20 protein-coding genes and 1 pseudogene are annotated in these 24,801 nt (G+C 60.2%); 3 read left to right on the top strand and 18 right to left on the bottom strand.

The features are described from left to right. Window positions 1–216: 216 nt before the first annotated feature. On the top strand, window positions 217–2,796 hold the full coding sequence (gene mutS / locus GSM73_RS04195) for a DNA mismatch repair protein MutS (RefSeq protein WP_076386171.1): 2,580 nt from the start codon (window positions 217–219) through the stop codon (window positions 2,794–2,796). Between the two features lie 142 nt (window positions 2,797–2,938). Then, window positions 2,939–3,262 carry a ferredoxin FdxA gene (gene fdxA / locus GSM73_RS04190; RefSeq protein WP_076386173.1) on the top strand — a complete coding sequence of 108 codons (324 nt, stop codon included), beginning with the start codon at window positions 2,939–2,941 and terminating at the stop codon, window positions 3,260–3,262. Between the two features lie 496 nt (window positions 3,263–3,758). Here fdxA and rpoS read toward each other — a convergent pair whose 3' ends face one another. The 8 genes from rpoS to GSM73_RS04150 all read right to left on the bottom strand — a co-directional run bounded on the left by rpoS (window position 3,759) and on the right by GSM73_RS04150 (window position 10,950). Continuing rightward, complete coding sequence (gene rpoS, locus GSM73_RS04185) at window positions 3,759–4,766, bottom strand: RNA polymerase sigma factor RpoS (RefSeq protein ID WP_047227588.1); 1,008 nt, start codon at window positions 4,764–4,766, stop codon at window positions 3,759–3,761. Window positions 4,767–4,872: 106 nt separating this feature from the next. Then, window positions 4,873–5,718: a peptidoglycan DD-metalloendopeptidase family protein gene (locus tag GSM73_RS04180; protein ID WP_160891654.1), complete on the bottom strand. Its 846-nt coding sequence runs from the start codon at window positions 5,716–5,718 to the stop codon at window positions 4,873–4,875. Between the two features lie 226 nt (window positions 5,719–5,944). Then, window positions 5,945–6,580, bottom strand: a complete 636-nt coding sequence (locus GSM73_RS04175) for a protein-L-isoaspartate(D-aspartate) O-methyltransferase (protein ID WP_171061419.1) — start codon at window positions 6,578–6,580, stop codon at window positions 5,945–5,947. A gap of 41 nt (window positions 6,581–6,621) precedes the next feature. Beyond that, window positions 6,622–7,371: a 5'/3'-nucleotidase SurE gene (gene surE / locus GSM73_RS04170; RefSeq protein WP_047227585.1), complete on the bottom strand. Its 750-nt coding sequence runs from the start codon at window positions 7,369–7,371 to the stop codon at window positions 6,622–6,624. Next, on the bottom strand, window positions 7,359–8,417 hold the full coding sequence (truD, locus tag GSM73_RS04165; protein WP_160891652.1) for a tRNA pseudouridine(13) synthase TruD: 1,059 nt from the start codon (window positions 8,415–8,417) through the stop codon (window positions 7,359–7,361). The genes surE and truD overlap by 13 nt, the downstream gene beginning before the upstream one ends. After that, the gene (ispF, locus tag GSM73_RS04160; protein WP_047227583.1) at window positions 8,414–8,887 is read right to left on the bottom strand and encodes a 2-C-methyl-D-erythritol 2,4-cyclodiphosphate synthase; all 474 of its coding nucleotides are present in this window, start codon (window positions 8,885–8,887) and stop codon (window positions 8,414–8,416) included. The genes truD and ispF overlap by 4 nt, the downstream gene beginning before the upstream one ends. Window positions 8,888–8,980: 93 nt before the next feature. Then, entirely contained in the window at window positions 8,981–9,829 is an 849-nt protein-coding gene (gene fghA / locus GSM73_RS04155) for an S-formylglutathione hydrolase (protein WP_047227582.1), read from the bottom strand. Window positions 9,830–9,837: 8 nt separating this feature from the next. Beyond that, a complete protein-coding gene (locus GSM73_RS04150) occupies window positions 9,838–10,950 on the bottom strand; it encodes an S-(hydroxymethyl)glutathione dehydrogenase/class III alcohol dehydrogenase (protein ID WP_025212132.1) in 1,113 nt (370 codons plus the stop codon). A gap of 107 nt (window positions 10,951–11,057) precedes the next feature. Between GSM73_RS04150 and GSM73_RS04145 the strand changes: the two genes are divergently transcribed. Then, a complete protein-coding gene (locus tag GSM73_RS04145; RefSeq protein WP_047227581.1) occupies window positions 11,058–11,954 on the top strand; it encodes a LysR substrate-binding domain-containing protein in 897 nt (298 codons plus the stop codon). 136 nt (window positions 11,955–12,090) lie between these two features. On the opposite strand, the gene ispD is transcribed toward GSM73_RS04145, so the two are convergent. From ispD to GSM73_RS26865, 10 genes and pseudogenes are all read right to left on the bottom strand, one after another. Beyond that, window positions 12,091–12,798 (bottom strand): 2-C-methyl-D-erythritol 4-phosphate cytidylyltransferase, encoded by a 708-nt coding sequence (gene ispD / locus GSM73_RS04140; protein WP_076386179.1) that lies wholly within the window; start codon window positions 12,796–12,798, stop codon window positions 12,091–12,093. After that, complete coding sequence (gene ftsB, locus GSM73_RS04135) at window positions 12,795–13,073, bottom strand: cell division protein FtsB (RefSeq protein WP_047227579.1); 279 nt, start codon at window positions 13,071–13,073, stop codon at window positions 12,795–12,797. Before ftsB ends, ispD begins: the two co-directional genes overlap by 4 nt. A gap of 170 nt (window positions 13,074–13,243) precedes the next feature. After that, window positions 13,244–14,533: a phosphopyruvate hydratase gene (gene eno / locus GSM73_RS04130; RefSeq protein WP_047227578.1), complete on the bottom strand. Its 1,290-nt coding sequence runs from the start codon at window positions 14,531–14,533 to the stop codon at window positions 13,244–13,246. Between the two features lie 159 nt (window positions 14,534–14,692). After that, on the bottom strand, window positions 14,693–15,538 hold the full coding sequence (gene kdsA, locus GSM73_RS04125) for a 3-deoxy-8-phosphooctulonate synthase (RefSeq protein ID WP_047227577.1): 846 nt from the start codon (window positions 15,536–15,538) through the stop codon (window positions 14,693–14,695). A 4-nt stretch (window positions 15,539–15,542) separates the two neighbouring features. Further along, window positions 15,543–17,174, bottom strand: a complete 1,632-nt coding sequence (locus GSM73_RS04120; RefSeq protein ID WP_047227576.1) for a CTP synthase — start codon at window positions 17,172–17,174, stop codon at window positions 15,543–15,545. A 298-nt stretch (window positions 17,175–17,472) separates the two neighbouring features. Then, a complete protein-coding gene (gene tilS / locus GSM73_RS04115; RefSeq protein ID WP_047227575.1) occupies window positions 17,473–18,774 on the bottom strand; it encodes a tRNA lysidine(34) synthetase TilS in 1,302 nt (433 codons plus the stop codon). Between the two features lie 131 nt (window positions 18,775–18,905). Beyond that, a complete protein-coding gene (locus GSM73_RS04110; RefSeq protein ID WP_047227574.1) occupies window positions 18,906–19,853 on the bottom strand; it encodes an acetyl-CoA carboxylase carboxyltransferase subunit alpha in 948 nt (315 codons plus the stop codon). Between the two features lie 151 nt (window positions 19,854–20,004). Then, window positions 20,005–23,526 (bottom strand): DNA polymerase III subunit alpha, encoded by a 3,522-nt coding sequence (dnaE, locus tag GSM73_RS04105; protein ID WP_076386183.1) that lies wholly within the window; start codon window positions 23,524–23,526, stop codon window positions 20,005–20,007. Window positions 23,527–23,622: 96 nt separating this feature from the next. After that, a complete protein-coding gene (gene rnhB, locus GSM73_RS04100; protein WP_160891751.1) occupies window positions 23,623–24,267 on the bottom strand; it encodes a ribonuclease HII in 645 nt (214 codons plus the stop codon). An 11-nt stretch (window positions 24,268–24,278) separates the two neighbouring features. Continuing rightward, window positions 24,279–24,801: pseudogene (locus GSM73_RS26865) on the bottom strand (lipid-A-disaccharide synthase); the annotation flags it as partial.

Genomic DNA, 24,801 nt, shown 5'->3' with positions numbered 1-24,801 from the left:
GCGTTTTGCTTACTTTTGCGCTTCTCAAAAGTGAGCCGCCGTAAGGGCGGAACCATAAGCAGCCGTTACCGCAGCAACGGATATACATACGATCCCAACAACACTCATCCCTGGGTCCCCCCCGACCGCCCATGTTAACCTTGCGCCCATCGCGGAAAAGCCGGGCCAATGCCCCTCCTTTTGCCCCACACCTTTCAACGAGCCTCCCTGACACCCATGAATACAGCCGTAAACGACCTCTCCAGCCACACGCCAATGATGCAGCAATACTGGCGCCTGAAGAATCAGCACCCCGATCAGCTGATGTTCTACCGCATGGGCGACTTCTACGAGATCTTCTACGAGGACGCGAAGAAGGCCGCCAAGCTATTGGACATCACCCTGACGGCGCGTGGGCAATCGGCGGGCATGGCGATTCCGATGTGTGGGATTCCTTACCACGCGGCGGAAGGTTACCTGGCCAAGCTGGTCAAGCTCGGCGAGTCGGTGGTGATCTGCGAGCAGGTCGGCGACCCGGCTACCAGCAAAGGGCCGGTGGAACGCCAAGTGGTGCGGATCATCACGCCGGGCACGGTCAGTGATGAAGCCTTGCTGGATGAACGCCGGGACAACCTGATCGCCGCCGTGCTGGGCGATGAGCGCCTGTTCGGCCTGGCGGTGCTGGACATCACCAGCGGCAATTTCTCGGTGCTAGAGATCAAGGGCTGGGAAAACCTGCTGGCGGAGCTGGAGCGGGTCAATCCGGTGGAGTTGCTGATCCCGGATGACTGGCCCAAAGACCTGCCGGCGGAAAAACGCCGTGGCGTTCGGCGCCGGGCGCCGTGGGACTTTGAGCGCGACTCGGCGCTGAAAAGTCTCTGCCAGCAGTTCTCCACTCAGGACCTTAAAGGCTTCGGTTGCGAAAACCTGACCCTGGCCATTGGCGCGGCCGGCTGCCTGCTGGCCTACGCCAAGGAAACCCAGCGCACCGCCCTGCCCCACTTGCGCAGCCTGCGTCATGAGCGCCTGGATGACACCGTGGTGCTGGACGGCGCGAGCCGACGCAACCTGGAGCTGGACACCAACCTGGCCGGCGGGCGCGACAACACCCTGCAATCGGTGGTCGATCGCTGCCAGACCGCCATGGGCAGCCGTCTGCTGACCCGTTGGCTGAACCGTCCGCTGCGAGACCTGACGGTGCTGCTGGCGCGTCAGAGCTCCATTACCTGCCTGCTGGATCGTTATCGCTTCGAGCAGTTGCAACCGCAGCTCAAGGAAATCGGGGACATCGAGCGGATCCTGGCGCGTATCGGCCTGCGCAACGCCCGCCCCCGTGACCTGGCGCGCCTGCGCGATGCCCTCGGCGCCCTGCCCGAGCTTCAGGTGGCGATGACCGACCTGGAAGCGCCGCACCTGCAACAACTGGCGCGCACCACCAGCACTTACCCGGAGCTGGCTGCGCTGCTGGAAAAGGCCATTATCGACAACCCGCCAGCGGTGATCCGTGACGGCGGCGTGCTGAAAACCGGCTACGACGCCGAACTCGACGAACTGCAATCGCTGAGCGAGAACGCCGGGCAGTTCCTGATCGACCTCGAAGCCCGGGAAAAAGCCCGTACCGGCCTGGCCAACCTCAAGGTCGGTTACAACCGTATCCACGGTTACTTCATCGAATTGCCGAGCAAACAGGCCGAACAGGCGCCAGCTGACTACATTCGTCGCCAGACGCTCAAAGGCGCCGAGCGTTTCATCACCCCGGAACTCAAGGCGTTCGAAGACAAGGCGTTGTCGGCCAAGAGCCGCGCCCTGGCCCGGGAAAAGATGCTTTATGAGGCGCTGCTCGAAGACTTGATCAGCCAACTGCCGCCACTGCAGGACACCGCCGGCGCCCTGGCGGAGCTGGACGTGCTGAGCAACCTGGCTGAACGCGCGCTGAACCTGGACCTCAACTGCCCGCGGTTTGTCAGCGAGCCGTGCATGCGCATCACCCAGGGTCGTCACCCGGTGGTTGAGCAGGTATTGACCACGCCGTTCGTGGCCAACGACCTGAGCCTGGATGACAACACCCGCATGCTGGTGATCACCGGTCCGAACATGGGCGGTAAATCCACCTACATGCGTCAGACCGCCTTGATCGTGCTGCTGGCCCACATCGGCAGTTTCGTGCCGGCAGCCAGTTGCGAATTGTCCCTGGTGGACCGGATCTTTACCCGCATCGGTTCCAGCGATGACCTGGCCGGCGGGCGTTCGACCTTCATGGTGGAAATGAGCGAAACCGCGAACATTCTGCACAACGCCACCGAACGCAGCCTGGTGCTGATGGACGAGGTCGGACGCGGCACCAGTACCTTCGACGGCCTGTCCCTGGCTTGGGCAGCGGCCGAACGGCTGGCGCACCTGCGGGCGTACACGCTGTTTGCCACCCACTATTTCGAACTCACCGTACTGCCGGAAAGCCAGCCACTGGTGGCTAACGTGCATCTCAATGCCACCGAGCACAACGAGCGCATCGTATTCCTGCACCATGTGCTGCCCGGCCCGGCCAGCCAGAGCTACGGCCTGGCGGTGGCGCAACTGGCCGGCGTCCCCAGCGAAGTGATCAGCCGTGCGCGCGAGCACCTGAGCCGTCTGGAAACCACCAGCCTGCCCCACGAAACACCGCGTCCGAGCAAAGGCAAACCGGCGGCTCCGCAGCAGAGCGACCTGTTCGCCAGCCTGCCGCATCCGGTGCTTGATGAACTGGCCAAAGTGGATCTGGACGACCTGACGCCACGTCGGGCACTTGAATTGCTTTATTCATTGAAGACACGGATCTAACGCACTGGCGTTCAAGCTGGTAGAATCTCGCGCGGTTTGGGATGCTGCGGACTATTAGCCTGGTCCGCAGACTATCGCTCCCGAACCTGGCGAGCCCACCGTGAAGGGGTTCCGCTGCCGCCGCCTGAGGAGAGAATTAGAAATGACCTTCGTCGTCACCGACAACTGCATCAAGTGCAAGTACACCGACTGCGTAGAAGTCTGTCCGGTGGACTGCTTTTACGAAGGGCCGAACTTCCTGGTCATTCACCCGGACGAGTGCATCGATTGCGCCCTGTGTGAACCGGAATGCCCGGCGAATGCCATCTTCTCGGAAGACGAAGTGCCGGCCGGCATGGAGAACTTCATCGAGCTGAACGCCGAACTGGCGGACATCTGGCCAAACATCACCGAAAAGAAAGACGAGTTGCCAGACGCCAAAGAGTGGGATGGCAAACCAGACAAGCTCAAAGACCTCGAACGCTGATATCACCCTGCGCTCGTTGAAAAAGGCCCCTTGCGGGCCTTTTTGTTTTCTCGGATTCAATAAATCGCAGGCAAAAAAAAGGGGCGGTTTGACCCGCCCACATTTTTTCCCTAATCCCTTTGATCCTTTTCATCATCCTGATGAATCGCATCCTGCGATGTCCTTCCTTCCCCATCGTCCGTGACAGGTGTGTCTGTCCGTCGACACAGGACTGATATTAGTATTTTCCCCAGCGAGTGCAATTGGCCAAACGCCGTCGCTGCGCCTCGTCACAGGAATGAAATACATAAAAATATAGTTATATATCAATAACATATGAAAAATACGACGGCCTTTATAGTCGTCTATCCCTTCGACGGGAAACCAAACGCTTACGCAACACTAGGCAAAAGCTTACACGCCAAGCCGGCAAACAGAGTAAGCGCTGCAACAGCCGCCAAAGAAACGAAAAAGCCCCGAACCAGTCGGGGCTTTTCTTATTACGCGTGCGTTCCCGTTATTGGAACAACGACTCGCTCGACAGGCCGTTCTTCTCCAGGATCTCCCGAAGACGTTTGAGGCCTTCGACCTGAATCTGCCTGACCCGCTCACGGGTCAGCCCAATTTCCAGGCCCACATCTTCAAGGGTGCTGCTTTCATGACCGCGCAAGCCGAAGCGGCGAATCACCACTTCCCGTTGCTTGTCCGTGAGCTCCGAGAGCCACTGGTCGATGCTCTGGGACAAGTCATCGTCCTGGAGCAGTTCGCACGGGTCGGTAGGTCGGTCATCGGTGAGCGTGTCCAGCAGGGTCTTATCCGAGTCCGGCCCCAGCGAGACATCAACCGAAGAAACCCGCTCGTTGAGCCCAAGCATGCGCTTGACCTCGCCCACCGGTTTCTCCAGCAGGTTGGCGATCTCTTCGGGTGAGGGTTCGTGGTCGAGCTTTTGGGTGAGTTCACGGGCAGCCCGCAGGTAGACGTTCAGCTCCTTGACCACATGGATCGGCAACCGGATGGTCCGGGTCTGATTCATGATCGCCCGCTCGATGGTCTGGCGAATCCACCAGGTCGCGTAGGTCGAGAAACGGAAGCCTCGCTCGGGGTCGAATTTCTCGACAGCGCGAATCAGCCCCAGGTTACCCTCTTCGATCAGGTCCAGCAGCGATAGGCCACGATTGACGTAGCGTCGGGCGATTTTCACCACCAGGCGCAGGTTGCTTTCAATCATGCGTTTTCGCCCGGCCGGGTCGCCACTTTGCGACAGACGCGCAAAATGAACTTCTTCCTCGGGGGAGAGCAGCGGCGAGAAGCCGATTTCGTTGAGGTACAGCTGAGTGGCGTCCAGCGCCCGTGTGTAGTCGATGTACTTATGTTGTTTAAGCGAAGCGGAGTGTCTGGATTTGGCACGAACGGAAGGTGGAGTCGCCCCTTCATCATTCGACATCGAATCCATAGCGATGCCGGTCTCCATAAGGAGAACCTCATCGTCGATGTCAAACTCCGGCACTTCTTTACTGAGAGCCATTGTTATAGTCCTTTGGTGAGTTCGACCTCAAGCTCAAGCGACGCCTTTATCCTTGGCAACGCTGGAGCCTGTTCCCTCTACGTGACGGAACAGGCTGACAATCAAATCAACGACGTGGCAGGAATTGCAGCGGATCGACTGGCTTACCTTGTCGGCGAATCTCAAAATGCAGTTTCACCCGGTCCGTTCCCGTTGATCCCATTTCGGCAATTTTTTGCCCGACCTTGACCTGCTGCCCCTCCCGAACCAACAGCCTGCGGTTGTGACCGTAGGCACTGACGTAGGTATCGCTGTGTTTGATGATCACGAGTTCGCCGTAGCCCCTTAAACCACTCCCGGCGTACACAACCGTGCCATCAGACGCGGCTAAAACAGGCTGTCCCAAATCCCCGGCGATATCAATTCCTTTATTCAAACTACCGTTTGAAGAGAATTTTCCAATAAGAACGCCATTAGAAGGCCATCCCCAGCCGCTCGGGCTGGGGCCTGGCGCGGGGGTAGGAGCAGGTGTCGGTTTGCTCGCGACGGACGGTACTGTTGCCGTTGCGGCACCGACCGGACGTTGGATCACCGTGGTTTTACTCGACGACGAAGTCGTCGAACCGGACTGAGTGACCACCGCGGTAGGCGTTGAACCACTGCGCCCATCAAAGCGAATTCTCTGACCCGGATGAATCGTATAAGGCGCAGGAATGTTGTTTCGCGCTGCGAGGGCTTTGTAGTCCCAGCCATAGCGAAAAGCGATGGAAAACAGCGTATCACCGCGACGGACTACATACTGACCGGTCGTTACTGTAGGACGTTGAGGCGTTGCGTTGGTGCGATCGACAACCCGGACGTTACCCGACGGGGTACTGGAGCAACCGACCAGCAAGGTACTCAAGACAAGGCCAGTCACCAGGCGCTGAAAGCTCGTGATACCCATACGCTGCGCAATGACTGTGAGACTCACCCGCCGCTCCCTTTGTGGTGGTTGAAAAATTGGAAACTGCCTGTGCAGGCAACGGTATTACAAATACAGCTGGCCGCAACCCCACCTCTATTAATGAAGCGCGAGGCGCTGCCGCACACGTTTGCTCGACGCCGTTGCAATCCGTTTAACCAATCAACGGTTAATTGATCAGCGCCGGTGTAAGACACAACCCACGCCACGGAATTCAGCGTCTGTTTATAAATGCTCAGGCCAATGGCCCGTTAAGCAACGGAACAAACCGAACCGCCCCCAGCACGTGACGTGAAAAACCCTGTTCTTCGCGCACGATCAGCATCAACTGCTGGACTTCACCAGCCCCCACCGGAATGACCAGCCGGCCGCCGGGGGCCAGTTGATCCAGCAAGGCCTGGGGCACATCAGTGGCAACGGCGGTCACGATGATGCCGTTATAAGGTGCCAGGGCCGGCCAGCCTTCCCAGCCATCACCCCAGCGAAACACCACATTGCGCAGGTTCAGTTCCACCAGGCGTTCCTTGGCGCGATCCTGCAGCACCTTGATCCGCTCCACGGAAAATACCCGCTCCACCAGCTGCGACAACACCGCCGTCTGGTAACCCGAACCGGTGCCAATCTCCAGCACCTTGTCCAGCGGCCCCGCCTCCAGCAGCAACTCGCTCATGCGGGCCACCATATAAGGCTGGGAAATGGTCTGGTTGTGGCCGATCGGCAATGCGGTGTCTTCGTAGGCGCGATGGGCCAAGGCTTCATCGACGAACAAATGCCGTGGGGTGCGGCGAATCACTTCCAGCACCTGGGCGTTGGAAAGGCCTTCTTCATAGAGCCGTTGAATCAGGCGCTCCCGGGTACGCTGGGAGGTCATGCCGATTCCGCGGCGCAGTATATCGTCTTGCTCGCGAGCCATCAGCGCAGCCCCTCCAGCCAGCCATCGAGCGTTCGAAAAGCATCGTTGAAGGTCCGATCCAGCTGCAACGGCGTTATCGAGACATAGCCTTGCATCACTGCATGAAAATCGGTGCCCGGCCCGCCATCCTCGGCATCACCGGCGGCGGCGATCCAGTAACCGGCCTTGCCCCGGGGATCGACCACCTGCATGGGCTTGGCCGCGCGGGCACGATGACCCAGGCGAGTGAGCTGGATGCCTCGGATGTGATCCAGTGGCAGGTTCGGAATATTCACGTTCAGCACCGTGCGCGGTGGCAGGTCCAGCTCGCCATGGGCCTCGACCAACTTGCGAGCGAAGTAGGCGGCAGTAGGCAGATTATCGACTTGCCGCGAAACAAACGAAAAGGCAAACGACGGATGCCCGAGGAAACGGCCCTCAAGGGCGGCGGCCACAGTGCCGGAATAAAGCACGTCATCCCCCAGGTTGGCCCCCAGGTTGATGCCCGAAACCACCATGTCCGGCTCGCGCTCCAGCAAGCCGTTCAGGCCCAGGTGCACGCAGTCGGTCGGGGTGCCGTTGAGGCTGATGAAACCATTATCCAGGTAGCACGGGTGTAATGGTCGGTCGAGCGTCAGCGAACTGCTGGCGCCGCTTTTGTCCTGGTCCGGGGCGATGACCACGCATTCGGCAAAATCCGCCAGCGCAGCATAAAGCGCGGCAAGGCCGGGTGCTGTCACCCCGTCGTCGTTAGAAATCAGAATACGCATGGGCTGTCCGTCTGCCCCACCGGCACCAGATCGACGAGTTCGCGCACCAAGACAGTGGCGAAACATCCGGCCGGCAGGACGAATTCCAGTTGCAGAATGTCAGGCGAGGGATAATGCCACGACAGGCCGCCAATGGGCAGTCGCAGGATGCGACGTTCGTGACTCATTCCCGCGTTTATCAACCAGTCGCGCAGATCGGCCTCCGCCTCGGCGATGGCCTGCTCCAGATCATGGACCGCGCCGGCGGCAGGCGAAGGTCCCTCGCCCCACTGCGGCCCGGTGGGGTGCAGGTCGAGAATCGCCAGGCGTGGGTCACTGCGCTCGGCCTCGCCGGCGGGGAAAAAACTGCGGCTGTCGGTGAAGGCCAGCAGGTCGCCCACCTGCGCGTGCTGCCAGGTGCCATCGGCCACCCGAGCCGCCAACACCCGGTTGAACAGAAAACTGCGGGCGGTGGACAACAGCCGCGAACGCACATTGCGCTGTTCCGGCAGGGCCTTGCGCGCCGCCCAGGCGCGGGCATCGACGAGGTTACCGCCGTCATGCCCGAAGCGCTGGGCGCCGAAATAATTGGGAATGCCCAGACGGGCGATCTGTTGCAGACGCGCATCGATCGCCGCTGGATCGCCCTTGAACTGGGTCAGGCGCAAAGTAAAGCCATTGGCCGAGTGCGCGCCGCGTTGCAGCTTGCGTTTATGGCGACCGGTCTTGAGGATCTTCAGCGTTTCGTTTTCGGCCGCCGACAGGTCCGGGTCGGCCTTGCCCGGCAACTGGACGCTGAACCACTGGCGGGTCAGCGCCTGGCGGTCCTTGAGACCGGCATAACTGACGGTGCGCAACGATACGCCGGCGGCCTTGGCAATTCGCCGGGCCGCCTCTTCAGTGTTCAAACCGCGTTTTTCAACCCAGATCCATAAGTGCTCGCCTTCGCCCGTGAGCGGGATGTCGAGCACTTCGTCGACCTGAAAATCTTCAGCAGTGGCCTTGAGTACTGCGCTGCCCAGCGACTCGCCGTAGGCACGGGGGCCTAATAGTTCCAGTTCGGTCATGGGCGCAGCAACAAGGCAACGCTATGAACGGCAATGCCTTCTTCGCGACCGACGAAACCAAGTTTCTCGGTGGTGGTGGCTTTCACGTTGACCTGGTCCAGCTCAACTTGCAGGTCCTCGGCAATCAACCGACGCATCGTTTCGATGTGTGGCGCCATTTTTGGCGCCTGGGCGACGATGGTGTTATCGACATTGCCGACTTTCCAGCCCTTGGCGTGGATCAGCGAGACCACGTGGCGCAGCAGCACCCGGCTGTCGGCGCCCTTGAACTGCGGGTCGGTGTCGGGGAAATGTCTGCCAATATCCCCCAGCGCGGCGGCGCCAAGCAAGGCGTCGCTCAAGGCGTGCAGCAGGACGTCACCGTCAGAATGCGCGAGCAGCCCGAAGCTGTGTGCAATACGCACGCCGCCCAGAGTAATGAAGTCGCCTTCAGCGAAACGGTGAACATCGTAGCCGTGGCCAATACGCATAAAAAAACGCCCCGATTTTTGTCAGGGCGTGATTCTACCTGCATTCAGCGTGGGGAGCGCCCTCAATTAGCTCCCTCGCCAAGGGGAAACAGACTAAGAGCCCCCTAAAGCGTGGGCATGATGTTGCAAGTGATCCTCAATGAAGCTGGCGATGAAGAAGTAGCTGTGGTCGTAGCCCGGTTGCAGGCGCAGCTCCAACGGATGACCGGCAGCCTTGGCCGCTTGCTGCAAGGCTTCGGGCTTGAGCTGGTTGGCCAGGAAATCATCGCGATCGCCCTGATCCACCAGCAACGGCAGCTTTTCGCCAGCTTCGGCGATCAATGCACAGGCATCCCACTCACGCCACTTCGAGCGGTCTTCCCCCAGATAACGAGAAAACGCCTTCTGGCCCCACGGGCAATCCATCGGATTGTTGATCGGCGAAAACGCCGACACCGAGCGGTAACGCCCTGGGTTACGCAAAGCGCAGACCAGCGCGCCGTGGCCACCCATGGAGTGACCACTGATGCCGCGCTTATCCGAGGCCGGGAAATGCGCTTCGACCAAGGCCGGCAATTCCTGCACCACATAGTCATGCATCCGATAGTGCCGCGCCCACGGTTCCTGCGTGGCGTTCAGATAAAACCCCGCACCCAGGCCAAAGTCCCAGGCACCGTCCGGATCGCCCGGCACGTCGGCGCCGCGCGGGCTGGTGTCCGGCGCGACAATAATCAGGCCCAGCTCGGCAGCCATGCGCTGGGCGCCGGCCTTTTGCATGAAGTTCTCGTCGGTGCAGGTCAATCCGGACAACCAATACACCACAGGCAACTTGCCGCCCTGCTCGGCCTGGGGCGGCAGGTACACGGCAAACACCATGTCACAACCAAGCACTTCGGAACGATGCCGGTAACGCTTGTGCCAGCCGCCGAAGCTTTTCTGGCAGGAAATGTTTTCAAGGCTCATGACCGACCTCAGAAATGAATAACGGTACGGATGCTCTTGCCTTCATGCATCAGGTCAAACGCCTTGTTGATATCCTCCAGGCCCATGGTGTGGGTGATGAAGGTATCCAGCGGAATCTCGCCCTTCTCGGCCATTTCCACGTAGCTTGGCAATTCGCTGCGCCCGCGCACGCCGCCAAACGCCGAACCGCGCCAGACGCGCCCGGTCACCAACTGGAATGGACGGGTGGCGATTTCCTGGCCGGCCCCGGCCACACCGATGATCACCGACTCGCCCCAGCCCTTGTGGCAGCATTCCAATGCGGCGCGCATCAACTGCACATTGCCGATGCACTCGAAGGAAAAGTCCACGCCGCCGTCCGTCATGTCGACGATGACTTCCTGGATCGGACGGTCGAAATCCTTCGGGTTGACGCAATCGGTGGCACCCAGTTGCTTGGCGATTTCGAACTTGGCCGGGTTGATGTCGATGGCAATGATGCGCGATGCCTTGGCTTTCACCGCACCAATCACCGCCGACAGGCCAATGCCGCCCAGGCCGAAGATCGCCACGGTGTCACCCGGCTTGACCTTGGCGGTGTTGAGGACCGCGCCGATACCGGTGGTGACGCCGCAACCCAGCAGGCAGACTTTTTCCAGCGGCGCTTCTTTGGGGATTTTCGCCACGGAAATTTCTGGCAATACGGTGTATTCGGAGAACGTCGAGGTCCCCATGTAGTGGAAAATCGTCTCACCCTTGTAGGAAAAGCGCGAGGTGCCATCTGGCATCAGGCCTTTGCCTTGGGTGGCGCGAATCGCCTGACACAGGTTGGTCTTGCCCGACTTACAGAATTTGCACTGGCCGCACTCCGGCGTATACAGCGGAATGACGTGATCGCCCACCGCAACCGACGTCACGCCTTCGCCGATAGCCTCGACGATGGCGCCACCTTCATGGCCGAGGATCGACGGGAAGATCCCTTCCGGATCAGCGCCCGACAAGGTGTAGGCATCGGTGTGGCAGACACCCGAGGCCACCACGCGCAGCAACACTTCGCCCGCCTTGGGCATGGCGACGTCGACTTCAACGATTTCCAGGGGTTTCTTGGCCTCGAAGGCAACGGCCGCGCGTGACTTGATCATGGGGAGTCTCCAGCAAATAAAAACAAGACAGGGAGTGTAATCCCTCACCAGACGATGAATAATCCAACCAAAAGCAAAACATTATTGCTGCACAGGGATAATCATTCATGTCCGATAACCGCTGGGAGGGCATTGACGAATTCGTCGCCGTGGCCGAATGCAGCCAATTCACCGCCGCCGCCGAACGCCTGGGCGTTTCGTCTTCCCACATCAGTCGACAAATCGTACGGCTTGAAGAGCGTCTGCAGACACGACTGCTGTATCGCAGTACCCGCCGGGTCACCCTGACCGAGGCCGGCCAGACGTTCTTGCAGCATTGCCAGCGCCTGCAGGACGGACGCGAAGAAGCACTGCGGGCGGTGGGCGACCTCACCAGCGAACCCAAGGGCATGTTGCGCATGACCTGTGCCGTGGCCTACGGCGAGCGGTTCATTGTGCCGCTGGTGACACGGTTCATGACGCTTTATCCGCAATTGCGGGTGGACATCGAACTGAGCAACCGCCCCCTCGATCTGGTTCACGAAGGCCTGGACCTGGCGATTCGCCTGGGCCGCTTGCAGGACTCACGCCTGGTTGCCACGCGCCTGGCGCCACGGCGCATGTACCTGTGCGCATCGGCGTCCTACCTGGAGCGCTACGGTCGCCCCCATAGCTTGTCGGAATTGAGCCGCCACAACTGCCTGATCGGTAGCTCCGACCTCTGGCAACTGGAGCAGAACGGGCGGGAATTTTCCCAACGAGTGCAGGGAAACTGGCGTTGTAACAGCGGGCAGGCGGTGCTGGATGCGGCTTTGCAAGGGGTGGGATTGTGTCAGTTGCCGGATTATTACGTGTTGGAGCATTTGCACAGCGGGGCGTTGATATCGCTGTTAGAGGCTCACCAGCCGCCGAATACAGCGGTGTGGGCGTTGTATCCGCAGCAACGGCATTTGTCGCCGAAGGTGCGCAAGTTGGTGGATTACTTGAAGGAGGGGTTGGCGCAGCGGCCGGAGTATCGGGGGTAACACTGGTCTTTATGTTATCTGAGCGATTGCTATCGCGAGCAGGCTCGCTCCCACACTGGATCTTCAGCGGCTACAAATTTTTGTGTACAGCCAAAGCCCCTTGTGGGAGCGAGCCTGCTCGCGATGGCGATTCCACTTAATGGCGATTCGCCCAACGCTGGCGCAACCACTCCAGATCTTCAGGGCGTGTGACCTTGAGGTTATCGGCCCGCCCTTCGATCAGGCGTGGCGCCTGCCCTGCCCATTCCATGGCGGACGCTTCATCGGTAATCACGGCATCGGCCACCAGGCTGTCAGCCAGGGCCCGGTGCAAGGCACCGAGATGAAACATTTGCGGTGTGTAGGCTTGCCAGATGACGCTGCGGTCAACAGTTTCCACTACACGGCCGTGCTTATCGACTCGCTTGAGGGTGTCACGCGCCGGCACGGCCAGGAGACCGCCGACCGGATCATTCGCCAGTTCCCTGAGCAATGTGTCCAGATCGTCCCGGGCCAGGTTGGGCCGGGCGGCGTCGTGCACCAAGACCCAGTCGTGATCATCGGCACCCTGTCCGTGAAGATGCAGCAAGGCATTGAGCACCGAATCCGAACGTTGTTCGCCACCGTCCACGCGCTGGATGCGTGTATCGCTGGCACAGGCCAGGGTCGGCCAATAAGGGTCATCGTGTGCAACACTGACCACCACGCCTTTTACGGTCGGATGATCGAGGAAACAGCCAAGGCTGTGTTCGAGAATTGTGCGTCCGCCCAGTTGCAGGTATTGCTTGGGACGGTCCGCAGCCATACGGGCTCCAACGCCCGCGGCAGGAATCACGGCCCAGAAGGCCGGCAAACGGATGCTCATTGGGCCAACTGGTAGAGGGTTTCGCCCTCTTTAACCATGCCCAGTTCATGGCGAGCCCGCTCTTCAACGGTCTCCATGCCTTTTTTCAGTTCACTGACTTCGGCGTCCATCACCCGGTTACGCTCCAGCAACGCCTCGTTTTCGGCATGCTGTTCAGCAATCTGCTGAGTCAGGTCCGCCACTTGCGCCAGACTGCCATTACCCACCCAAAGGCGGTACTGCAGGCCAGCCAGCAACAGGAGCAAGACAAGAAACAACCAATTGGGACTGCGCATCGAATCTCAGGTATCCAGTGAAAAAGACAGCCATGCCACACTTTGAAGCGTCTGATAGCACGAAGCCTGGAAAAACCAGGCTTGTGCTTGATAAGGCATCAGATTAGAGGCAAAACCGCCGCTATTGCGACTTTTTCGACATCATCCGGTGTCTTTTTACCATCTACCGCTTAACCGCGAAACTCGGCACGACCGTTGTACTTGGCCTTGCCGTTCAACTGCTCTTCAATACGCAGCAGTTGGTTGTACTTGGAGACGCGATCGGAACGGCACAGCGAACCGGTCTTGATCTGGCCTGCCGCAGTGCCCACGGCCAGGTCGGCAATGGTCGAATCTTCGGTTTCGCCGGAGCGGTGGGAGATCACGGCAGTGTAGCCGGCGGCCTTGGCCATCTGGATGGCTTCCAGGGTTTCGGTCAGGGTACCGATCTGGTTGAACTTGATCAGGATCGAGTTGGCGATCTTCTTGTCGATGCCTTCTTTCAGGATCTTGGTGTTGGTGACGAACAGGTCGTCGCCTACCAGCTGGGTTTTTTCGCCGATCTTGTCGGTGAGGATTTTCCAGCCGGCCCAGTCGGACTCGTCCAGGCCATCTTCGATGGAGATGATCGGGTAGCGCTCGGTCAGGCCCTTGAGGTAGTCGGCAAAACCTTCGGCGGTGAACACCTGGCCTTCACCGGACAGGTTGTACTTGCCGTCTTCGAAGAACTCACTGGCCGCGCAGTCCAGGGCCAGGGTCACGTCGGTGCCCAATTTGTAACCGGCGTTGGCCACGGCTTCGGAGATCACTTTCAGTGCGTCTTCGTTGGACGCCAGGTTCGGTGCGAAACCGCCTTCGTCGCCAACGGCGGTGCTCAGGCCACGGGCCTTCAGCACAGCCTTGAGGTGATGGAAAATCTCGGTGCCCATGCGCAGGCCTTCGGAGAAGGACTTGGCGCCCACTGGCTGGACCATGAATTCCTGGATGTCGACGTTGTTATCGGCGTGCTCGCCACCGTTGATGATGTTCATCATCGGCACCGGCATCGAGTAGACACCCGGGGTACCGTTGAGGTTGGCGATGTGTGCGTACAGCGGCAGGTCCTGGTCCTGGGCGGCAGCCTTGGCAGCGGCCAGGGACACGGCGAGGATCGCGTTGGCGCCCAGGGTGGCTTTGTTTTCGGTACCGTCGAGCTTGATCATCGCGTGATCGAGGGCTTTCTGGTCGGCAGGATCCTTGCCCAGCAACAGGTCACGGATCGGACCGTTGATGTTGGCGACGGCTTTGAGCACGCCCTTGCCCAGGTAACGGCTCTTGTCGCCATCACGCAGCTCCAGCGCTTCGCGCGAGCCAGTGGAAGCACCGGACGGCGCGCAGGCGCTGCCGATGATACCGTTGTCGAGAAGCACGTCCGCTTCAACAGTGGGGTTGCCACGGGAGTCGAGAACTTCACGACCTTTGATGTCGACGATTTTTGCCATTGTTGTAAACACTCCAAAGTTGACGAAACGCTGTAACAGTAAGGCTTGCCGACGACGGTCCCGAAGGACGTCATCGCTGGCAAGCCATGCTCCCACAAAAGCAGTGCGGCCAGCGGGCCAGAGCGATAATCGAGCGGTACTTTACCGGAGAAAACCGCGTTACGCGGTTTCTATCGTCGGAAAACTCTTGACCAGTTCGTCCAACGCCTTGAGCTGAGACAAGAAGGGTTCCAGCTTGTTCAAGCGCAAGGCACAAGGGCCATCACACTTGGCATTGTCCGGGTCCGGGTGGGCCTCGAGGAACAGACCTGCCAGGGACTGGCTCATGCCGGCCTTGGCCAGGTCGGTGACCTGGGCGCGACGCCCCCCAGCGGAATCGGAACGACCACCGGGCATTTGCAGCGCGTGGGTCACGTCGAAGAACACCGGGTATTCGAACTGCTTCATGATGCCGAAACCAAGCATGTCCACCACCAGGTTGTTGTAGCCGAAGCTCGAACCACGCTCGCAGAGGATCAACTGGTCATTGCCGGCCTCTTCGCACTTGCTCAGGATGTGCTTCATTTCCTGGGGCGCGAGGAACTGGGCTTTCTTGATGTTGATCACCGCACCGGTCTTGGCCATCGCGACCACCAGGTCGGTCTGGCGCGACAGGAAGGCCGGCAGCTGGATGATGTCGCAGACCTCAGCGACCACTGCGGCCTGGGCAGGCTCGTGGACGTCGGTGATGATCGGCACGCCGAAGGCTTGCTTGATGTCCTGGAAGATGCGCATGCCCTCTTCCAGGCCCGGACCACGGTAAGAGGTCACGGACGAGCGATTGGCCTTGTCGAAACTGGCCTTGAAGACATAAGGGATGCCCAGCTTCTGGGTGACCTTCACGTACTCCTCGCAAACCTGCATCGCCATGTCGCGGCTTTCCAGTACGTTCATGCCGCCGAACAGCACCATGGGCTTGTCGTTGGCAATCTCGATGTCGCCGACGCGAATGATCTTCTGGGCCATCGTTTTATGCCTTCTTCTGGTGTTGAGCCAAAGCGGCTTTCACGAAACCACTGAACAGCGGGTGGCCGTCCCGAGGCGTCGAGGTGAACTCGGGGTGGAACTGGCAAGCAACGAACCATGGATGATCCGGGGCTTCGACCACCTCCACCAGCGCGCCGTCACCGGAACGACCGGAGATTTTCAGGCCGGCCTCGATCAGTTGCGGCAGCAGGTTGTTGTTCACTTCGTAGCGATGGCGGTGACGCTCGACGATCACGTCCTTGGCGTAGCAATCGTGCACCTTGGAGCCGGCTTCAAGCAGGCATTCCTGGGCACCGAGACGCATGGTGCCGCCCAGGTCGGAGGCTTCGGTGCGTACTTCCACGGCGCCGGTGGCATCTTCCCACTCGGTGATCAGGCCCACGACCGGGTGACCGCTGGCGCGATCGAATTCGGTGGAGTTGGCGTCCTTCCAGCCCATCACGTTACGGGCGAACTCAATGACCGCCACTTGCATGCCCAGGCAGATGCCCAGGTAAGGCACCTTGTTTTCGCGAGCGTATTGAACAGCGGTGATCTTGCCTTCCACGCCCCGCAGGCCAAAGCCGCCCGGCACGAGGATCGCATCGGCGCCTTCGAGCAGACCGGTGCCCTGGTTCTCGATGTCTTCAGAGTCGATATAGCGCAGGTTGACCTTGGTACGGTTGCTGATACCGGCGTGACTCATCGCCTCGATCAGCGACTTGTAGGCATCCAGCAGCTCCATGTACTTGCCGACCATGGCGATGGTGACTTCGTGTTCCGGGTTGAGCTTGGCATCGACCACCGCTTCCCATTCGGACAGGTCGGCGCTGGCGCACTGCAGGCCGAAACGCTCGACGACGAAATCGTCCAGGCCCTGGGAGTGCAGGATGCCCGGGATCTTGTAGATGGTGTCAGCGTCTTCCAGGCCGATCACCGCACGCTCTTCAACGTTGGTGAACTGGGCGATCTTGCGCCGCGAAGAGATATCGATCGGATGATCGGAGCGGCAGATCAGTACATCCGGCTGCAGGCCGATGGAACGCAGTTCCTTGACCGAGTGCTGGGTGGGCTTGGTCTTGGTTTCGCCAGCGGTAGCGATGTACGGAACCAGGGTCAGGTGCATCAGCATCGCGCGCTTGGCACCGATTTCGAAACGCAACTGGCGGATGGCTTCGAGGAATGGCTGGGACTCGATGTCACCCACAGTGCCGCCGATTTCGACCATCGCCACGTCGGCGTCGCCGGCACCCTTGATGATGCGGCGCTTGATTTCGTCGGTGATGTGCGGGATGACCTGGATGGTCGCCCCCAGGTAATCACCACGGCGCTCTTTGCGCAGCACGTGCTCGTAGACACGGCCGGTGGTGAAGTTGTTGTTCTGGGTCATGGTCGTGCGGATGAACCGCTCGTAGTGGCCCAGGTCCAGGTCGGTCTCGGCGCCGTCGTGGGTGACGAACACTTCACCGTGCTGGAACGGGCTCATGGTGCCCGGGTCGACGTTGATGTACGGGTCCAGCTTGAGCATGGTGACCTTAAGTCCCCGCGCCTCCAGGATGGCCGCCAATGAAGCCGAGGCAATGCCTTTCCCCAATGAAGAAACAACACCGCCCGTGACGAATATGTAGCGCGTCATGAAAAACCCTAGAAGTCTGCGTTAAAGCGGTCCGAGCCGCCGGGGAAAGCGAAGGAAGGCCGAAGCCCCCGATCACCTGCATTAATCACAGTGCACCTTTCAAAAAAACCGCCGCGTTGGGACAGACCGGAAGTGAAATCACCGGTACGTTGCTCGCTACACATTTTTTGGAATCGCCCAGCAAAGACTGCTTGGTAATCGGCAACTCCTGCAATTCAGGCGAATCCACAGAAGTTGTATCAAGAAGGGAGCGTAGTCTACCGGAAAGCCCCTTTCAGCTCAAACCCAGATCTTGGTTTCATGGCTGCCAGATCAGTTGCCAGTTGCCATCAATGCCGCTGTCGAGTCCTGGCAGGTTCGCCACCGCCAGCAATTGCTCGTCCCGATACAGCAGTGGCAATCGACCGCGCGCAAACGCCGGCACGCCTCTTTCGTTGAGCAAACGCTTGAGGTCCCGGTGGCCACGGCCGGGCAACATCATGGCTTCACCTCCCTGACGATAGCGGACGCAGAGCGGTCCGTCGGGCATTTTACCGTCGAGGGTCACCGTGCCGTTGTCTGGCAGGGTCAATGCTTGAGCAGTCAGCGTCCATTCTACGGGGCCTGCGGCCGGTCGCAGCCAGCGGTCGGATAACCACCAGACGCGCCCGCCGGCGCGGTGCAGTTCGCCACCGGCCAGCCGCCAGATCGGCCGGGCGTCGTCCGCTGCATCGCGCAACGAGTCCCAGCCAGACCAATGATCACTGTCGGGCAGCGTTGTCATCGACGCCAGCCAATGACTCAACGCATTACGCTGACGGGCCGGCGACAAGGCTCGCAACGGGGCCAACTCAAGCGACCGCAACCCAAGCCAGTCGAACGCGCTGGGCGTGATGGCTCGGTGCAGATCGATTCGCGCCAGGTCATCCAGCAAGCCTTGGGCCTCACTCAGGTGCGCAGCGCTGCGGGCGAAGGTCGTCGAGGCTTGGGACCACTGCTCGGTCAATACCGGGAAAACTCGCTGGCGCAGGAAATTGCGCGCGTACCGGTGATCGTCGTTGGAAGGGTCTTCGATCCAGTTCAAGCCCTGTTGCGTCGCGTAGGCTTCCAGCTCCGCCCGGGACACATCGAGCAAGGGTCGCAGCAAGTACCCCTGGCCCAGAGGACGCTGCCGAGGCATCGCCGACAAGCCCCTCACCCCTGCCCCACGCAACAAACGAAACAACAGGGTTTCAGCCTGATCGTCGCGATGTTGACCGGTGAGTAGCACTTCATTGCTGTGGAGCAGCGCCACGAAGGCAGCATAGCGCGCCTCCCGGGCGGCACGCTCGACGCTGGCACCGGCCGGGACTTGCACGTTCACTACTTCCAGCGGCACCCCAAGGGCCTTGCAGACCGAGCGACAATGGTCCGGCCATGCATCGGCCACAGCCTGAAGGCCATGATGGACGTGGACAGCACGTAGCGGTGGCAGGGCTTCATTTTTGGAGAGAGACGCGAGCAGGTGCAGCAGGACGGTGGAATCGAGGCCACCGGAGAAGGCGATGCGCCAGGTGACGGCGTTGCGCCAGGGGGATAGCTGTGTGAGGAGCCGGGTTGGCAGATCCGCGCTTGAGTTCATAGGAGTCAGCCTTGGCACAAACAACTGTGGGAGCGAGCCTGCTCGCGATGGCGGTATATCAGTCAACTCATTTGTTGAATGTTAAACCGTATCGCGAGCAGGCTCGCTCCCACATGGGCATTGCGGTCGGGTCAGAGACCGTAGCTCATCAGCCGCTCATAGCGACGGGCCAGCAGCGCCTCGTTGTCGAACTTCTTGAGCATCGACAGTTGCGAGCTCAGCTCGGCACGAATCAGCGCCGCAGCCGCGGCCGGATCACGATGAGCGCCGCCTACAGGCTCGCTGATCACTTTATCCACGATACCCAGGCCTTTGAGACGCTCAGCGGTGATGCCCATGGCTTCGGCGGCATCCGGCGCCTTCTCGGCGGTTTTCCACAGGATCGAGGCGCAGCCTTCCGGCGAGATCACCGCGTAGGTGGAATATTGCAGCATGTTCAGTTGATCGCAGACACCAATGGCCAGCGCACCGCCGGAACCGCCTTCGCCGATCACGGTGGCGATGATCGGGGTTTTCAGTCGCGCCATTACGCGCAGGTTCCAGGCGATCGCTTCGCTCTGGTTGCGCTCTTCGGCGTCGATGCCCGGATAAGCGCCCGGCGTGTCGATGAAGGTCAGGATCGGCATCTTGAAGCGCTCGGCCATTTCCATCAGGCGGCACGCCTTGCGATAGCCTTCCGGACGCGGCATGCCGAAGTTGCGGCGCACCTTTTCGCGGACTTCGCGGCCTTTCTGATGGCCGATGACCATCACTGGCTGGTCGTCCAGACGGGCGACGCCACCCACGATCGCGGCGTCGTCGGAGAAATGCCGATCGCCGTGCAGCTCATCGAACTCAGTGAAGATGTGCTCGATATAGTCCAGGGTGTAGGGACGACGCGGATGACGCGCCAGGCGGGCGATCTGCCAGCTGGTCAGCTTGCCAAAGATGTCTTCGGTCAGCGTGCGGCTTTTGTCCTGCAGACGAGAGATTTCATCGCCGATATTCAGCGAATTGTCATTACCGACCAAGCGCAACTCTTCGATCTTGGCTTGCAGGTCGGCGATCGGCTGTTCGAAATCTAGAAAATTCGGGTTCATAGGCGTCCGTCTTGGGTCGACGTCCAAGAGAGCTTGGGCCGGCCGGTTGTCTATTCGCGCCCTACCTTAAGGGAGAGGCGCGTTCAGGTCGAGATTAAAAATTCGGGTCGAGATCAGGGCCGCTCCAAGGTTCAGGAGTGGCACCTGGCCGTCAACGGTATTGGAGGAAGACGTTGTCTTTGCCGAACTGGTCACGCAAGGCTTGAATCAACGCATCCGCCGGATCGATCCGCCAGCCTTCGCCGAACTGCAGCACAGCCTTGGCGTCGGGGCGCACGTACTCCATGGTAATCGGGCAAGCACCGCGATGGCGCTTGAACAATTCCCCCAGCCAGCGTAGCTGATCGCCCTTGAGATCCTGGGTCTGCAATTTCAGGCGCAGGCTCTCGGCCAGGTTGGTCCGGGCATCTTCCATGCTCATCACCCGTTTGACCCGCAGCCGCAGGCCACCGGAAAAATCGTCGTTGCTGACTTCGCCTTCCACCACAACCATCGCGTCAGTCTGCAACAGCGATTGGGCCGAATGGAACGCATCGGCAAACAACGACGCCTCGATGCGCCCGGAGCGGTCGTCGAGGGTGATAAAGCCCATCTTGTCGCCCTTTTTGTTTTTCATTACCCGCAGGGCAATGATCATACCGGCGACGGTCTGCGTGTCACGCGCCGGCTTCAGATCAATGATGCGCTGGCGGGCGAACCGGCGGATCTCGCCTTCGTACTCGTCGATCGGGTGACCCGTGAGGTACAGGCCCAAGGTGTCTTTCTCACCCTTGAGACGCTCCTTGAGCGTCAGCTCCTTGGCCTTGCGGTGATTGCCGTAGACATCGGCATCTTCCTCGACAAACAACCCGCCAAACAGGTCGGCGTGACCACTGTCATGGGTCCGGGCGGTTTGCTCGGCGGCCTTGATCGCTTCTTCCATGGCCGCCAGCAGCACCGCGCGGTTGCGGTCGATGTTGGCCTGGTAGGCCTTGGGTTCATCCTGGAAGTACGGGCCCAGACGGTCCAATGCACCGCTGCGGATCAAGCCGTCGAGGGTACGTTTGTTGATGCGTTTGAGATCGACCCGGGCGCAGAAATCGAACAGGTCCTTGAACGGTCCGTCCTGACGGGCTTCGGTGATGGCTTCCACCGGTCCTTCACCCACACCCTTGATCGCCCCCAGTCCATAAATGATGCGGCCTTCGTCGTTCACCGTGAACTTGAACTCCGAAGCGTTCACGTCCGGCGCGTCGAGGCGCAACTTCATGGTCCGCACTTCTTCGATCAAGGTCACGACCTTGTCGGTGTTGTGCATATCCGCCGACAGTACCGCGGCCATGAATGGCGCCGGGTAGTGGGCCTTCAGCCACGCGGTCTGGTACGACACCAGACCATAGGCGGCCGAGTGGGATTTGTTGAAGCCGTAACCGGCGAATTTTTCCACCAGGTCGAAGATGTTACCGGCCAGGTCCGCATCAATGCCGTTGTTCGCACAACCCTCAATGAAACCGCCGCGCTGCTTGGCCATTTCCTCGGGCTTTTTCTTACCCATCGCCCGACGCAGCATGTCCGCGCCGCCGAGGGTGTAACCGGCCATTACCTGGGCAATCTGCATCACCTGTTCCTGGTACAGGATGATGCCGTAGGTCGGTGCCAGGACCGGCTTGAGGCCGTCGTACTGATAATCCGGGTGCGGGTACGCCAGCTCGGCGCGCCCGTGCTTACGGTTGATAAAGTCATCCACCATGCCCGATTGCAGCGGGCCCGGACGGAACAGGGCCACCAGTGCGATCAGGTCTTCGAGGCAGTCAGGCTTGAGCTTTTTGATCAGCTCCTTCATGCCCCGGGATTCAAGCTGGAACACTGCCGTGGTTTCGGCTTTTTGCAGCAGGCTGTAGGTCGGCTTGTCATCCAGCGGGATGAAGGCGATGTCCAGCGGCTCTTCGCCGACCTTGGCCCGGTCACGGTTGATGGTTTTCAGCGCCCAGTCGATGATCGTCAGGGTCCGCAGGCCAAGGAAGTCGAACTTCACCAGGCCCGCCGCCTCGACGTCATCCTTGTCGAACTGGGTCACCAGGCCGTCGCCCTCTTCATCGCAATAGATCGGCGAGAAGTCAGTCAGCTTGGTCGGCGCGATCACCACGCCCCCGGCGTGCTTGCCGACGTTACGCACCACGCCTTCAAGCTTGCGGGCCATCTCCCAGATTTCCGCGGCTTCTTCATCGACCTTGATGAAGTCCCGCAGGATTTCTTCCTGCTCGTAGGCTTTTTCCAGGGTCATGCCGACTTCGAACGGGATCATCTTCGACAGACGATCCGCCAAACCGTAGGACTTGCCCTGCACCCGCGCCACGTCACGCACCACAGCCTTGGCGGCCATGGAACCGAAGGTGATGATCTGGCTCACCGCGTTGCGGCCGTATTTCTCGGCCACGTAATCAATCACCCGGTCGCGACCGTCCATGCAGAAGTCGACGTCGAAGTCGGGCATGGACACCCGTTCCGGGTTGAGGAAACGTTCGAACAGCAGGTCATATTCCAGCGGGTCGAGGTCGGTGATCTTCTGCACGTAAGCCACCAGAGAGCCTGCACCCGACCCCCGGCCTGGCCCCACCGGCACGCCGTTGCTCTTGGCCCACTGGATAAAGTCCATCACGATCAGGAAGTAACCGGGGAAGCCCATCTGGATGATGATATCCAGCTCGAAATTCAACCGGTCGACATAGACCTGGCGCTTGGCCTCGTAATCTTCGGTGGTGTCCTTGGGCAAGAGAACGCTGAGGCGCTCATCCAGGCCATCGAAGGACACCTTGCGGAAATACTCGTCGATGGTCATGCCATCGGGGATCGGGAAGTTGGGCAGGAAGTGCTTGCCCAGCTTCACTTCGATGTTGCAGCGCTTGGCAATCTCGACCGTGTTTTCCAGCGCCTCGGGCAGGTCGCTGAACAACTCGGCCATTTCCTCGGCGCTTTTGAGGTATTGCTGATCGCTGTAGTTTTTCGGACGACGCGGATCATCGAGCGCCCGGCCCTCACCGATGCAGACGCGGGTTTCGTGAGCCTCGAAATCTTCCTGCTTGATGAAGCGCACGTCGTTGGTCGCCACCAGCGGCGCGCCGATCCGGTCGGCCAGGGCCACGGCGGCATGCAGGTGTTCTTCGTCGTTGGGGCGATTGGTGCGTTGCACTTCAATGTAGAAGCGGTCCGGGAACACCGCCATCCAATCGCGGGCCAGTACTTCGGCTTCTTCTGGATTGCCACTGAGCAGGGCCAGGCCGATTTCACCTTCCTTGGCCGCCGACAGCATGATCAAACCTTCATTGGCCTCAGCTACCCATTCGCGCTCGATGATGATCGAGCCGTTGCGCTGGCCATCGATAAAACCGCGGGAGATCAACTCGGTGAGGTTGCGGTAACCCACGGCGTTCATCACCAGCAGGCTGATGCGGCTCAGCGGCGCGTCCGGGTCTTTGTTCGACAGCCACAGGTCGGCCCCGCAGATCGGCTTGATCCCGGCGCCCATGGCATTTTTGTAGAACTTGACCAGCGAACACATGTTGTTCTGGTCGGTGACCGCCACAGCAGGCATGTTCATGCCCACCAGGGTCTTGACCAGTGGCTTGATCCGCACCAGGCCATCGACCAGGGAGTATTCAGTGTGCAGGCGTAGATGAACGAATGAAGCCGGCATAGTGATCCTGCGTTAAGTCATGAAAACAACAAGGCCCGGATTGTACCGAGCCTTGGGTAAAACATCAGCATGATTGCCTTGCCACAAAAGCCTGCATCAAGAGACCGCAGTCTGATGACTTACGATCAAACCCTCACGGGCTTCATAAGCCAGTCGCACCGGCGCGAACGAGCGCCGATGGATCGGCGTTGGCCCAAGGCGCGCCAGCGCTTCCAGATGAACGGGTGTCGGGTAGCCCTTGTGGCCGCCGATGCCGTAGCCCGGGTAAATCAATTCAAAGGCGCTCATTTCCCGATCACGGCTAACCTTGGCCAGAATCGATGCCGCCGCAATGGCCGGCACCTTGCCGTCCCCCTGAACGACTGCTTCGGCGCGCATAGACAGCTTCGGGCACCGATTGCCATCGATCATCGCCAGTTTCGGGGTGATGTGCAGGCCTTCCACGGCACGCTGCATCGCAAGCATGGTGGCGTGCAGGATATTCAGCTCGTCGATCTCTTCCACTTCAGCCCGGGCAATGCACCAGCTCAGGGCTTTCTCACAGATTTCGTCGTAGAGCTTTTCGCGACGGGCTTCGGTGAGCTTCTTGGAGTCGTTGAGGCCCAGAATGGGCCGGTTTGGATCGAGAATCACCGCTGCCGTCACCACTGCGCCGCACAACGGACCACGACCGACCTCATCAACACCGGCCACCAGTTCTTCAACTTCAGCCACCAGATTGAAGTCCAGGCCCATCTGCAATTTCACGTTACTCATGGTTTGGCGCCGATCAGGGTCAATACTGCGTCGGCGGCCTGGTTGGAGGCATCGCGGCGCAAGGTACGGTGAATGTCATCAAAGCCCCGGGTCTGCTCCTGGCCACCGTCGATCAAGGGCGACAGCGTACGGGCCAGCGCATCGGCGGTTGCCTCGTCCTGCAGCAATTCAGGCACCAGCAAGCGCTGGGCCAACAGATTGGGCAAGGAGATGTAGGGGCTCTTGACCATGCGTTTGAGGATCCAGAACGTCAACGGCGCCAGACGATAGGCGACCACCATCGGGCGTTTGTACAGCAACGCCTCAAGGGTAGCAGTGCCAGACGCAATCAACACGGCGTCACACGCAGCCAGTGCGAGATGAGAGCGGCCATCGAGCAATGTGACAGGCAGATCGCGCCCGGCCAGCAGCGCTTCAAGCTGAGCCCGTCGCTGCGGGCTGGCACAGGGCAGAACAAAACGCACGCCGGGACGCATCGCTCGCAGACGCTCGGCGGCGTCGAAGAACAAGCCTCCCAGG

This window comes from Pseudomonas sp. PICF6 (assembly GCF_009831705.1).
In the GTDB taxonomy this organism is placed as follows: Bacteria; Pseudomonadota; Gammaproteobacteria; order Pseudomonadales; family Pseudomonadaceae; genus Aquipseudomonas; species Aquipseudomonas rhizophila.
Note: the sequence above shows the minus strand (reverse complement) of the source record. Positions and strands in the feature narration are given on the sequence as shown.